The organism is Synechococcus sp. RS9902 (assembly GCF_014279635.1).
Taxonomy (GTDB): Bacteria; Cyanobacteriota; Cyanobacteriia; order PCC-6307; family Cyanobiaceae; genus Parasynechococcus.
In genome coordinates this window covers 969,332-981,300 of the sequence record NZ_CP047949.1, presented here as the reverse complement: position 1 = coordinate 981,300, position 11,969 = coordinate 969,332, and the positions used below count along the sequence as shown (strand labels likewise).

Below are 11,969 nucleotides of genomic sequence, written 5' to 3'. Positions count from 1 at the left end.
GCAAACCATTCAGTGCTGCATCTGATTGAGGAATCTGCGGCTGCGTTCCTCCCTGGCATTGCTGAAAAACTTCTCTGGATCCGATGTCTCCACCACCTGGCCCCGATCCATAAACATCACCCGATCCGCCACCTCACGGGCAAAACCCAGTTCGTGGGTGACCACAACCATCGTCATGCCGCCTTTGGCCAACTGGCGCATCGCATCCAACACCTCCTTCACCCGCTCGGGATCCAAGGCACTGGTGGGCTCGTCGAACAGCATCACCTCAGGATCCAGAGCCAGAGCCCGGGCGATCGCCACCCGCTGCTGCTGACCACCACTGAGCTGCGCCGGGTACTTGTAGGCCTGCTCGCGAATGCCCATCTGGTCAAGGAGATCCATCGCCCGCTGCTCGGCAGCCGCCTTGGCACGCTGTTGCACCTTGATCGGGGCAAGGGTGATGTTGTCGAGGATGGAAAGGTGAGGGAAAAGGTTGAACTGCTGAAACACCATCCCCACGCGCTTGCGGATCTCCCGCACCTGACGTTCCCCATGGGTGGCGTCCAAGGGAACCCCGAGCACATCCAAGGCTCCGCCATCCAGCGACTCCAGACCGTTGAACGTACGAATCAGCGTGCTCTTGCCGGAGCCGGAAGGCCCCATCACCACCAGCACTTCGCCGCTGTTCACCTCAAGGGTGACGCCATCGAGAGCTCGAACCCCTTGGGAATAGCTCTTGACCAGATCAGTGGCACGAATGGCGACAGTCATGAAGCGGAGCGGGCAGGGTCAAGCTGAACTTCCAGGTGGCGGGCCAGCAGTGCCATGGCGGTACACGCAAGCCAGTAAACCGCAGCAAGCCAGAGGTAGACCTCCAGATAGCGGCCGATGAAAGCCGGATTCGCCAAGAGGCTGCGGCTGATGCCGAGCAATTCCACCAAGCCGAGAATCGCCATCAGGCTTGTGTTTTGCAGCAGACCCACCGCCTGGTTGGTGAGCGAAGGAAGCGCAATCCGCAGCGCCTGCGGCAGCACCACCAATTGCAGCGATTGACGTGGCGACAGCCCCAGCACGGCTGCAGCCTCCCGCTGGGTGGGCGGAGTCGCCTGCAATCCACCGCGAACATCCTCTGCGATATAGGCCGCTGCAAACAAGGCGAAGGCCACAACCGCCCGCAGAACCCGATTGATCTCAAGGCCTGGCGGCAGGAACAACGGGATCAACAGTTGCCCAAAGAACAGAACCGCAATCAACGGCACAGCCCGCATCAACTCGATGTAAGCGGCGCTGCTCCAACGCAGCACCGGCAGCTCACTGCGCCGGCCGAGAGCCAGGAGGATCCCCAACGGAAGTGCCAAAGCACCACTGCCTCCCGTGAGCAGCAGCGTGAGCGTCAAACCACCCCAACTGCGTGTCCCCACCGGCAGCAGACCCAAACCTCCGGCCAACAGCCAGAGCCCCAGCGGTGCCATCGCGATCCAGACCAACGGCAACCAACGGCGAACCCAGCCACGCTTCGGACCAGTGAGAGTCAGCAGCGTCAGTGTGATCAGTGCTGCCATCCACAGCAACGGACGCCAGCGTTGATCCGCAGGGAAACTGCCCACCGCATACAGCGGGAGATTGGTGGTCACCACAGACCAGTCGGCTGCCACCAGCAGCCAATGCAGCATGGACCAGCCAGCCCATCCGAGCAGAGCCAGCAGCAGCAGGGTGATCCCACGATCCAACCAACGGTTCATCAGCGGCTCCTGCTCAGACGACCCAGCACGGCACGGTTGAAGGCAGCCATGCCGCCGCTGATCAACAAATTCAGCAGCAGAAAGCTAAGTAACAGCAGCAGGAAGCCCTCAATGGCGCGGCCGGTCTGGGTGATGGTGGTGTCACTGACGGCATAGAGATCGGCGTAGCCCACGGCAATGGCCAGGGTGCTGTTCTTGGCGAGATTGAGGTACTGGCTCGTGAGCGCAGGAAGAATCGCCGGCAGGGCCTGAGGCAACACAATCCGCCGCAGCCCAAGCCCTTCTCCAATCCCAAGGCTGCGGAAGGCCTCCCACTGGCCCCGCGGCACCGCGTTGATGCCACCGCGCACGATCTCGGCAATCGATGCACCCGTGAACACCGTGAGTCCCACAAGAACCGCACAAAATTCAACGCTGAGGTTCAGGCCCAACAGCTGAATGCCCTGATTCGAAAGCCGGATCAACCCACCGATCGGCACCGAGGGAAGGCCAAGGAAGGCCACGAAATACCAGAACAGCAACTGCAGCAGCAGAGGAATCTGACGAATTAAGGCCACGTAGCTTCCGGCCAGGCTGCGCAGCAGACGGTTGTTGCTACCGCGGGCTGCGCCGGCAGCCACCCCCAGGCCGGTGGCCAAGACCAGGCCAGCCGCGATCACCTTGAGGCTGTTCAGCCAACCGATGGTCAGAGCCCAGAGGTAACTATCGGATGGGGCATAGGGGAGAGCGGTTTCCGCCAGAGCAAAACCAGCGGGTCGGCCCAGCCAGCCAAAACCCAGTCCCAAGCCCGTCCGAATCAGGTTGACCGCCAGATTGTTGACCAGCAGAGCCAGAAGGCCGATCAGAAGGGCGGCGACACCAACCTGAACCAGGAGACGACGCTGCCGCATCAGGTGAACGGTGGGGAAATCATCAAACCACCTTCACCGGCCAGGCGGTTCGCCCCCCGGGGTATCGCCACGGCACTGTCCGGTCCGAGATGGCGGTTGTAGATCTCGCCGTAATTACCGGTGGCACGGATCACCTGAACGACAAAGTCATCGGCGAGTCCGAGTTTGCGACCCAGGCCTGGGTCCACCCCCAGGAAACGCCGCAGAGCGGTCTGGGAGGGATCGGCTGCGGCTTGTTTCACCACCGCATCCACATTGGCTTGGCTGATGCCCCGTTCCTCGGCTTCGATCAGAGCGTTGATCACCCAGGTCATCGCATCACCCATGGGCTGATCTCCCCCCACCACTGCTGGAGCCAGGGGCTCCTTGCTGATCCGGTCGTCGAGGATCTGATGCGCCTGGGGATCACTGAACCCTGAGCGTGCCGCCGCCAGTTGCGAGCGATCAGACGTCATGGCTGCGCAGCGCCCCTGGAGGTAGCCGCCCACCACCTGATTGAGATCTTGATATTTGATCGGTGTGTAGGGAAGCCCCTCGGAGGCGAAGGCGTCGTTGAGGTTTTGCTCGGTTGTGGTGCCCGATCCCACGCAAATAGCCTTGCCGCTTAAGTCAGCCAGCGAACGCACTCCGCTGGCGGCATTCACCATCAAGCCCTGTCCGTCGTGGAACACCACAGGCCCAAAGCGCAAACCATTGCCCCCCACCGCATCGCGGCTGAGGGTGTGGGTGGTGTTGCGAGACAAAAGATCGATCTCACCCGATCGCAAGGCCGTGAACCGCTCGGGCGCAGTTAAGGGCCGGTATTGAACCTTCTCGGCATCACCAACGAAAGCAGCAGCCATGGCACGGCAGATGTCGACATCCAGGCCGGTGTAACGCCCATCAGGACTGAGAAAACTGAAGCCTGGAATCTTGCCGCTCACCCCGCAAAGCAACTCGCCTCGCGCTTTGACAAGATCCAGACGCGAGCCAGCTGCACTGTCCAGTGACGCGCAGGACGCCAGGAACGAGGACAACCCGGCCAACGCAACGATCAGAACACGCGAACTGGATCGGAACATCAGCGTTGGTACGGATCGGGTGGGATTGTCCCAGATCCCGAGCAAATCCCCCACATCCGACCTACGTTCACGGCAATCAGCCTGGCTGCAATGAAGGTCTGGGCCTGCCTTTTGGCCGGACTGATCGCTGGAAGCACGACTCCCGCTGCTGTCGCGTGGGAAGAGCACGACCGTGGTACTTACAACAACAAAATGGCGCTGTTGGGCTTTCTTCTAGAGAGTGCTCAGCAACGGGCCGGACGTGATGTTCAAACCCTTTGCCTGTTGATGAGCATCAGCAACGACGTCACCGAGCGGTACGTAGAGACCAACCTTGAGGACGTGCAGATCCAGCAGCGGCTCATGGCGATGCGCCAAGACCTCAGGGCCTGTCTTGTAGACCAAGCTGAGGCTCATGCATGGGCTGATTCCTGACCGCCGATCCGCTCGAACAGATCAAGACTTTCCTCGTTCAGGCCAATCACGCTGACCACAGATCCACCGCTGCGGTACTTGCGAATGACCTGATCCAGCGCAGCCACGCCGCTCTGGTCCCAGATGTGGGCTTGGGAGAGGTCAATCGTGATGCGCTCTGGATGGTCGTGAAGATCGAATCCCTGGAGGAAATACACCTTGCTCACAAAAAACAGCTGCCCCCACACCCGGTACAACCGCTCTTGATCGCTGATCTCGACAGCCTCCACCTGAATCACCTTGGCCACCTTGCGGCTGAACAGAATTCCTGCCAGCGCCACGCCGGCCAACACGCCAAGGGCGAGGTTGTGCGGGGTGGTGAGCATCGTGACTGCAAAGGTCATCAACATCACCGAGGTGTCGCTCTTGGGGATGCGACGCAGGTTGCGCAGACCATTGATGTCAGCGGTGCTGACAGCGATGCTGATCATCACGGCCACCAGAGCCGCCATCGGAATCTGCTTGAGCCAGGGCCCGGCCAGCAGGATCATCGCCAGCAGGCTCACCCCCGAGAACAGGGTGGACAGTCGCGTGCGGCCGCCGTTGTCCACATTCATCACGGACTGACCCACCAGGGCACAGCCGGCCATGCCACCGAAGAGGGAGGAGACGATGTTGGCGATGCCTTGACCCCGGGCCTCAACGTTTTTGTTGGTGGTGGTGTCGGTCTTATCGTCGAGGATGTCCTGGGTCAGGAAGGTTTCCATCAGACCCACAAGGGAGATGGCCAAGGCGGTGGGGAGCACCAAGCCAAGGGTGTCCAAGCTGAAGGGAACGCCCCCCTCACCGAAGGGAAGGCTGAAGGAAGGCAGACCTGAAGGAAGGGTGCCGAGGCTGCTGACCGTGGGGATGTCGAAGCTGAATCCCACGCTGATCGCGGTCAACACAATGATGGCCACCAATTGTGAAGGCACCACCCGGGTGATCCGGGGAAGGCCATAGATGATCACCAGGCCCAGCAGGACCAAGCCCCAGACGACGGGGATCTGGCCGCCGTGGGGGAGCAACGATGAGGCCCCATGGTCACCATCTCCAGCGTGAAGGTTGAGACCGAGCTGGGGCAGCTGGGCCTGAAAAATCAGCAAGGCCAGCGCATTAACGAAGCCGCTCAGCACCCCTTGGGGGACAAAGCGCATCTGATAAGCAAGACGCAGATACCCCCAGAGGATCTGCAGCAGACCCGTCACCAACCCCGCCACCATCAGGTACTGGACCCCCAGGCCTGGCCCCCGGGCCTCACCGGTGGCCACAAGACCTGTCATCAACAGGGCCGTGGAGCCCGTGGCTGAGGTGATCATGGCCATGCGACCACCCACGACGGCGATGGTCAGCGACAGGCAGAAGGCTCCGAACAGGCCCACTTTGGGGTCCACCCCAGCAATCCCCGAGAAGGCGATGGCCTCGGGAATCATCGCGAAAGCCACCACCAGACCCGAGAGCAGATCTTTGCTGGGGTTGGCCAACCACTGATTCACCAGGGTTGGGCTGGATCGTTTGGCCATCAAAGGATGCCGATTAGGGGCGACGGTAAATCAGAGCGTCGGCAGGGTGCCTGCTGGATCCAAGCGCTGTTTCAGCTTTCGCAACTCGGGCAACCAGGGGCCGAACGCCGCCTCCAACTCCTTGTGATGAAAGGGCAGATGGTCATGAAACTGCGCCAGATGCACACCAGGGCAGACCGACTGAAGGACCTGCCAGACCTCCTCCAACCAAGCAAGGCTGTGCCTCTGGCCCAGGGCATCCCCCGGAGTCCAGGCGGCGGTGATCCAGGGCTTCCACTCGGCCGTGCGGTGCACGAACGAGCTGGCCTCCACGGCAACCTGTTGCGTCGCCGCCCCCAGCTGCTGACAGGCCAGGCTGCAGAAGGGATGGGGACGATGTTGCAGCAAACGGCATAAGTCGGGGATCAACGCCCTCCAGAGCTCAGCAGCGGCCGGCCCCAGTAAGCCAACCACCTCCGTGTGAGATCGCGAAGGCATCGGAGCCGATCCCCGCAAGGGTGGGAGCTGGTGCAAGCCTTCGATCTTCTGCGCACCGGTCCAGGGGGTATCGGCAATCCGGAGCAACTGCACCGCGTCAGCCCTCTCCCAATGCCACTGCAGACTGGTGCTGGCGTTTGACGCTTCGGCCCTGAGCATGAGCTTAGGCAGTTGATCCGGAGCCACCACGCATTGCTCCACCCACAGCGGCAGGAGCGGCTGGGTGGCCATGCGCAGCGCGCTCACCACCCCCAGAAACGGGGCTGCACCGCAGAGGCCTCTCCACTCCAGCGAACCAGCATCGGCAGCCCGAGATAGGGCAAAGGGGCTGCCATCACCCCAGACCCCATGGATCTCGAGCACTTGATCCACAGCAAGCCCCACCTGCCGGCTCAGCGGTCCCATGCCACCCGTGAGCACGTAGCCAAGACCAGGCAGACCCGACAAACCAGCCGCCACGGTTCGGCCGTGGGGAAGCAAGGCCTCCAGCACGTCTCCCATGCGGCAGCCCGCGCCAATCCAGACCGACTGATCCGCGGGTTGCCACTCCACACGTTGGAAATGGGTTTGCAGATCCAGGGTCCAGTGGTCGGCCACGGCGGCCCGAGATGTGGTGCCCCCGCCACAGAGACGCAGCGGCCGGGGACCGGACCAGTTCTGAACCAACTCCGCCAACTCCGCTGGTCGAGGGGAGACCAGACCGGATCGCCTCGCATCAGCCGCCTGCGCGCTGAAGAAAACGGGACGGTCTGAATCCATTGCGATGCGACTGATATCGTCAAACCATTGGAACAGCAGAGCGACCTTTTGGCCGAACAGCACGCGGAAACCGGCAACGAGCGTCTTGGCGTTCTGATCTGCGGCCACGGCAGTCGCAACCGACTGGCCGTTGAGGAGTTCGCCCAGATGGTGGATGCCCTGCGGCCTCGGCTTGCCCCGATGCCGGTGGAACACGGCTATCTGGAATTTGCCCGCCCCATCCTTCGCGATGGCCTTGAGGCCCTACGGCAGAAAGGCGTCACCAAGGTGCTGGCCATTCCCGCCATGCTTTTTGCAGCCGGGCATGCCAAGAACGACATCCCCTCCGTTCTGAACACGTACACGGCCGAAACGGGGTTACCGATCGATTACGGCCGGGAGCTGGGTGTGGACCGGTTGATGGTGTCGGCCGCCGGAGCTCGCGTTCAGGAGTGCCTGGATGCGGCGAAGCACGACGTTCCCCTGGCCGAAACCCTGCTCGTGGTGGTGGGCCGAGGCTCCTCGGATCCAGACGCCAACTCCAACGTGGCCAAGGTGACCCGGCTGTTGGTGGAGGGATTTGGTTTCGGCTGGGGAGAAACGGTGTATTCGGGCGTGACCTTCCCCCTGGTGGAACCGGGGCTGCGTCACGCCGTGAAACTGGGCTTCCGCCGGGTGGTGGTGGTGCCCTATTTCCTCTTTTCAGGGGTTCTGGTGAGCCGAATCCGCCAACACACCGAGCTGGTGGCTGCCGATCACCCCGAGGTGGAGTTTCTCTCTGCGGGCTATCTGGGCGACCACACCCTGGTGGTGGACACCTTCAAGGAACGGGTCGAGGAGGTGTTGCGGGGGGACACCGCCATGAACTGCTCGCTCTGCAAGTACCGCGCCCAGGTGCTGGGCTTCGAACAGGACGTGGGACGCGCCCAGGAAAGCCACCACCACCATGTGGAAGGCCTTGCGGAAAGCTGCACGCTCTGCGAACTGGAGTGCACCGGTGCCTGCCAACCCGACGGCATCCCGATTAGCCATGACCACAGCCACTCTTCAGATCACAGCCATGGCTCGGACCACAACCACGACCACCATCACCCCCCGTACCCCCATGCCGACCATCCGCTTGGACCTACCACGTTGAAACGCAATAACGGGATCCCTAAGGATTGATTCCATGGATCCAAAGAGAACCTGCAGCTGGCTTGTCGCCAATGACACGGTTCTCGAAAGCGACGGCAGCGACGGAGCAAAGATCAGGTTTTCTTATCAAAATTGCTTCGCCAGGTTTCACCCCTTTTTCCACATAAAAAAACGTCGTTTTCCACAGGCTGAAGTTGGCTCGCCGGCTGTAACGGTCAACCTGTGAATTTCCGAGGGAATCGCACCACCGGGTTGACAGACCGTCTATTCGGCCTAAAGCAACCGCACCTCGTCAATTCCCGCACTCCCAAACCCAGTCACAGACTGCTGTCTCATCTCGTCTCAGCCGCAATTCAACAAATGGCGACGGCTTTGACGCAAGCGCCGGTGATGTGGCTTTCTTGGTGGGCGTTGGACAGGGACAAGCTGGACGGAATGAATCGAAATCACCTCGAGCGATGCCATGAAATGGGAACCACGGAGCGCGGGACTGCTTCAAAAGCCAGCTACGTGAGTCTTGAGACGGAAATTCCCGAGGTGCTCTATCGAGGCATGAAGGATTTCATCGGGGAGCACCCCACCTGGGACCAATACCGCGTGATGAGTTCTGCTCTTGCCCACTTCCTGTTTCAGAACGGCTGTGACGACCGCGCCGTGACCGAGCGCTATCTCGACGATCTGTTCATCCGCCCCGACCACTGAGGGCCAGCAGGCAGGCCCGACGGCTCAAGGCCATCATCGTGAGCGTTGGGCTCTGCCAGGCCGACGTCGGCCAACAGGCGCCATCCACCACAAGAACGTTGGGCGCACGCCAAAGACGGTTGGAGGAATCAACGACGCTGCTGGTCTCGCTTCCCCCCATCGCAGCCCCTCCCACCTCATGGATGTAATACCCCGGGGGGGCTGCACCTTCAGAAAGAGCGACAGCACCCTCCAGGAAAGGTTCAACCAAGGGGAGGTAAAAGAGGTCTTTGATCGATTTGGCTTCGCCTCCGGCGGCGGCAATGCAGGCCTGGATCGAGGCGTGCATGTGCCTCACCATGGCCAGTTCATTGCTGCTCCAACGGCAGGCAATCGAGGGAACACGCACGCCCCAGCGATCCGTGCGCTCACTCAGGGTCACCCTGTTATCAGCCCTGGGAAGAACTTCGCCGTGACCTATCAGGAACCCGGTGATGCTTGAAGGGCGACGCCGTAACCATCGCGGCGGATCAAACCGTCCAATGCCACCCCAGAGGCCATAGCCGCCCTGAAAATCAGCCGATGGCAGGTGTCGGCCAAACGGAACGAAAAAACTTCCAGCACCCGTGAGCATGGGCTGTTCCCCCTGAACAGGCTCGGGGAAGGCAAAAAACTGCGATGTGGAGACATGGTCCATCAAGCGTGTGCCCAGTCGTCCGGAAGGGTCATCCAAACCGTTGCTCTGTTCGCCACGACGGGAGCGCAACAGGATGGAGACGGTCTGAATCGTGGAAGCAGCCAGGACGACGAGATCCGCCTTCAACTCCCTGCGGTTGCCATTGGATTGGTCAACGGCAACCACACCAATGGCTTTGTCTCCGGCGGCATCCATCAAGAGATGCTCCACCAGATGCGCAGAGAGCAGCTGGGTGCGTCCTGTAGCCATGGCGCGAGGAAGGCTGCTGCCACGACTGCTGGAGCGGGGCCAGGTGGGATCCTCCCCCTTCGGCGCCGGACCAAACCCCCTTGAGGGAATCACGGGATAGCCCAACCGTTGCCGCACAGCTTCAGCAAAACGCTGTTCCGCGGGCGTCGCCGCCAGAGCCGGTTGCGTTTCACCGTCCGGCAGATGCTGCAAACCATCGCGCCCACCATGAACGCCCAGCCAGCGCTCCAGTTCGGCGTAGTGCGGTGTCAGCTCACCGCTGCGTAACGGCCAACGGACCTGTTCACCCTCCACATCCACACCGCCCAGATCCTCATCCGAGAGACGCAGGGTGATACCACCCCAGGTGAGACTGCGGCCGCCAACCTGCAGGCCTCGCGTCCACAGAAACGGCTGATCCGCCGGGTGCTCATAGGGATGCAGACGCTCGTCGGCATACAGACGAGGGTTGGCTTTCCAGTAGCCGGGATGCTGGGACTGCTGGCGATGGCTGCCGCTGGTCAGGCCCACGATCCGGCGCAGCAGATTTCCCGGTTCAGCCCCGAAGGCCTGCGTGCTGTTGAGGTCAGGTCCTGCCTCCACCACAAGCACTCGCGCTCCTGCTTCAGCCAGGGTCATGGCGGCCACGCCGCCACTCGCTCCCGAGCCAACAACAATGGCGTCCCAGGGGCCATCGCAGTTCATGGAGCGACTGCTCATGGAGGTACGACAGACAAAAAAAAATCTCCCAAGAGGGAGATTGTTGATTCAATCAGAATTGGTGGCGGGGGGGAGATTTGAACTCCCGACCTTCGGGTTATGAGCCCGACGAGCTACCAGACTGCTCTACCCCGCGACGGCCTAGAAATCATACATGTCGGTGTCGCAGGTGACAGCAAAGTCACGACTGAAAGGCACCGGACACGCTGAGCTTGACGCTCGGGTTCACGACCAGCACCTGCTCATCGAGCTCATCAAGCCCCATGGGTGTGAGCCACTCGAGCTGACGCAAGAGGTGCAGGGCAACCGCTTGCTTGGCACGACGGGAGCCGTCTTCGACCTTGATGGCTACTCCAAGACCTTCACCAACACGGCTGAGGCATTGAATGCCCTCTGCACCGCCCTTGCTCAAGACCTGACCGTGGCTGCGCCGCATCAGCTCGGTGTCGAAACGACCTTCACCGGCCACAAGGTCGGGATGACTCAGCATCGCCCGACTGATCTGCTCGAGTTCGGCATGTTGTGAAGCACCGAGATGGGCATAGAGCAAGGCCATCTGGGCCAACTGCAATACCAGGGTGGGAGCGCCACAGTCATCCCGTTCGGCAACCAATTCCTCAGCAGGCAAGCCGATCAGTTCAGCGACCCTGCGGTTCACTTCGACCTGCAGCGGGTGGTCTTGCTGGAGATAGGTCTCGATCGGCCAGCCCATCTTTCGGCTGGTGGCCAGGAAGGCAGCGTGCTTGCCGGAACAGTTGTGCTGAAGCGGACTGTCGGCCCAATTCGGCACAGGGCATTGAAGTGATGCGCTGTCCAACTCCGCTTTCCAGAGCAACCGGAAGGCTTCCCGGGCGTGAGCATTGGTGCCCGCATGGGACGCGCAACTGATGGCGATGCCCCGTTCATCAACATCCAGCTGGTCGGCGGTGCCACTGCTGAGAAACGGCAGGGCCTGAAAAGGCTTCAGTGCCGAACGAATGAAGCTTTCCATGCCGGGATTTCCTGCCGACATCAACACCCGTCCTCGGCCATCACAGACCACGGCATGAACGCGATGCACCGATTCAGTGATCGATCCGCGCCGCAAGCAGACCTCAAGGGGGGCTGACCCGGTCCGGGCTGCAGGGCTGAAGCCCGAGGGCAAAGTCATCGGAACCCCGATTGGTTCAGAGAGCCTGACAGAGACTGGCACCGGCCAGCATCAAACCCGCTGAGGTGGCCATGGCCCGTCCCAGACGACCCAGGATCGGACGAACCTCATGCCGGGCCACCAGAAGGTCGCGTTCCCGCCAGGACAGAGGCTTTTCCCAGGTCTGCCCGTCGTACCAGCCGGATTCCTCGTAGTCGACGGACTCACGCAAAAGCCGCTGCATGACGTAGGTCCAGCCCAGCCATTGCCGCACCAGCAACAGCAGGGGCAGCACAAGAGCAGCCACGGCGGCTGCAGCCAGGAGCCGGGGCGGATCCTGCTTCAGGGTCCAGCTCCCACTGGCGATCAGGCTGCACACCGGCAGCATCAGCAACCAGAAGCCCACAAGGCGTTGGCTCAGGCGAGGTTCCTGACCCGCTGGCCAGGAGAAAAACCATGACTCGCAGAGCTGTTGAAACTCCTCAAGAGGCCGCTGCTCCGGTGGAACGGGGCAGGACACCGCTTCTGGCAT

Annotated in this window: 12 protein-coding genes and 1 tRNA gene; 3 read left to right on the top strand and 10 right to left on the bottom strand. The window is 61.6% G+C overall.

Annotation, left to right across the window (positions count from 1 at the left end; all coding sequences use genetic code 11):
* Positions 1-9: 9 nt before the first annotated feature.
* Genes SynRS9902_RS05160 through SynRS9902_RS05145 form a run of 4 tightly spaced genes read right to left on the bottom strand, consistent with a single transcriptional unit; the run spans position 10 to position 3,675 of the window.
* Positions 10-753 (bottom strand): amino acid ABC transporter ATP-binding protein, encoded by a 744-nt coding sequence (locus tag SynRS9902_RS05160; RefSeq protein WP_186510222.1) that lies wholly within the window; start codon positions 751-753, stop codon positions 10-12.
* Positions 750-1,724, bottom strand: coding sequence for an amino acid ABC transporter permease (locus SynRS9902_RS05155; RefSeq protein ID WP_186510221.1), 975 nt, complete (start codon positions 1,722-1,724; stop codon positions 750-752). Before SynRS9902_RS05155 ends, SynRS9902_RS05160 begins: the two co-directional genes overlap by 4 nt.
* On the bottom strand, positions 1,724-2,614 hold the full coding sequence (locus SynRS9902_RS05150; protein ID WP_186510220.1) for an ABC transporter permease subunit: 891 nt from the start codon (positions 2,612-2,614) through the stop codon (positions 1,724-1,726). The genes SynRS9902_RS05155 and SynRS9902_RS05150 overlap by 1 nt, the downstream gene beginning before the upstream one ends.
* A complete protein-coding gene (locus tag SynRS9902_RS05145) occupies positions 2,614-3,675 on the bottom strand; it encodes an amino acid ABC transporter substrate-binding protein (protein WP_186510533.1) in 1,062 nt (353 codons plus the stop codon). The genes SynRS9902_RS05150 and SynRS9902_RS05145 overlap by 1 nt, the downstream gene beginning before the upstream one ends.
* Before the next feature lie 90 nt (positions 3,676-3,765).
* Here SynRS9902_RS05145 and SynRS9902_RS05140 point away from each other — a divergent pair, with 90 nt between their 5' ends.
* Complete coding sequence (locus SynRS9902_RS05140; RefSeq protein WP_186510219.1) at positions 3,766-4,089, top strand: hypothetical protein; 324 nt, start codon at positions 3,766-3,768, stop codon at positions 4,087-4,089.
* Here the strand turns inward: SynRS9902_RS05140 and SynRS9902_RS05135 are convergent.
* Entirely contained in the window at positions 4,068-5,630 is a 1,563-nt protein-coding gene (locus SynRS9902_RS05135; protein ID WP_186510218.1) for a SulP family inorganic anion transporter, read from the bottom strand. The genes SynRS9902_RS05140 and SynRS9902_RS05135 overlap by 22 nt on opposite strands.
* Positions 5,631-5,660: 30 nt before the next feature.
* Positions 5,661-6,974 carry an FAD-binding oxidoreductase gene (locus SynRS9902_RS05130; protein WP_255446211.1) on the bottom strand — a complete coding sequence of 438 codons (1,314 nt, stop codon included), beginning with the start codon at positions 6,972-6,974 and terminating at the stop codon, positions 5,661-5,663.
* On the opposite strand from SynRS9902_RS05130, the gene SynRS9902_RS05125 reads away from it, so the two are divergent.
* Both SynRS9902_RS05125 and SynRS9902_RS05120 read left to right on the top strand, forming a co-directional pair.
* Positions 6,915-8,012, top strand: coding sequence for a sirohydrochlorin chelatase (locus SynRS9902_RS05125; RefSeq protein ID WP_186510217.1), 1,098 nt, complete (start codon positions 6,915-6,917; stop codon positions 8,010-8,012). The genes SynRS9902_RS05130 and SynRS9902_RS05125 overlap by 60 nt on opposite strands.
* A 405-nt stretch (positions 8,013-8,417) precedes the next feature.
* Positions 8,418-8,684, top strand: a complete 267-nt coding sequence (locus tag SynRS9902_RS05120) for a DUF2811 domain-containing protein (RefSeq protein WP_186510531.1) — start codon at positions 8,418-8,420, stop codon at positions 8,682-8,684.
* On the opposite strand, the gene SynRS9902_RS05115 is transcribed toward SynRS9902_RS05120, so the two are convergent.
* The 4 genes from SynRS9902_RS05115 to SynRS9902_RS05100 form a co-directional block, all read right to left on the bottom strand.
* A complete protein-coding gene (locus SynRS9902_RS05115) occupies positions 8,665-10,308 on the bottom strand; it encodes a GMC oxidoreductase (RefSeq protein ID WP_186510216.1) in 1,644 nt (547 codons plus the stop codon). The genes SynRS9902_RS05120 and SynRS9902_RS05115 overlap by 20 nt on opposite strands.
* 59 nt (positions 10,309-10,367) lie before the next feature.
* Positions 10,368-10,444 (bottom strand) — tRNA-Met (locus tag SynRS9902_RS05110).
* A gap of 45 nt (positions 10,445-10,489) precedes the next feature.
* Positions 10,490-11,458, bottom strand: coding sequence for an asparaginase (locus SynRS9902_RS05105; RefSeq protein ID WP_186510215.1), 969 nt, complete (start codon positions 11,456-11,458; stop codon positions 10,490-10,492).
* Between the two features lie 16 nt (positions 11,459-11,474).
* A complete protein-coding gene (locus SynRS9902_RS05100) occupies positions 11,475-11,969 on the bottom strand; it encodes a CGLD27 family protein (protein WP_186510214.1) in 495 nt (164 codons plus the stop codon).

Bases quoted from the DNA above. Each gene is read 5' to 3' on its own strand.
- SynRS9902_RS05150 (WP_186510220.1), bottom strand. From the start codon at position 2,614: ATGCGGCAGCGTCGTCTCCTGGTTCAGGTTGGTGTCGCCGCCCTTCTG.
- SynRS9902_RS05145 (WP_186510533.1), bottom strand. From the start codon at position 3,675: ATGTTCCGATCCAGTTCGCGTGTTCTGATCGTTGCGTTGGCCGGGTTG.
- SynRS9902_RS05100 (WP_186510214.1), bottom strand. From the start codon at position 11,969: ATGCCAGAAGCGGTGTCCTGCCCCGTTCCACCGGAGCAGCGGCCTCTT.
- SynRS9902_RS05140 (WP_186510219.1), top strand. From the start codon at position 3,766: ATGAAGGTCTGGGCCTGCCTTTTGGCCGGACTGATCGCTGGAAGCACG.
- SynRS9902_RS05105 (WP_186510215.1), bottom strand. From the start codon at position 11,458: ATGACTTTGCCCTCGGGCTTCAGCCCTGCAGCCCGGACCGGGTCAGCC.
- SynRS9902_RS05155 (WP_186510221.1), bottom strand. From the start codon at position 1,724: ATGAACCGTTGGTTGGATCGTGGGATCACCCTGCTGCTGCTGGCTCTG.
- SynRS9902_RS05135 (WP_186510218.1), bottom strand. From the start codon at position 5,630: ATGGCCAAACGATCCAGCCCAACCCTGGTGAATCAGTGGTTGGCCAAC.
- SynRS9902_RS05160 (WP_186510222.1), bottom strand. From the start codon at position 753: ATGACTGTCGCCATTCGTGCCACTGATCTGGTCAAGAGCTATTCCCAA.
- SynRS9902_RS05115 (WP_186510216.1), bottom strand. From the start codon at position 10,308: ATGAGCAGTCGCTCCATGAACTGCGATGGCCCCTGGGACGCCATTGTT.
- SynRS9902_RS05120 (WP_186510531.1), top strand. From the start codon at position 8,418: ATGAATCGAAATCACCTCGAGCGATGCCATGAAATGGGAACCACGGAG.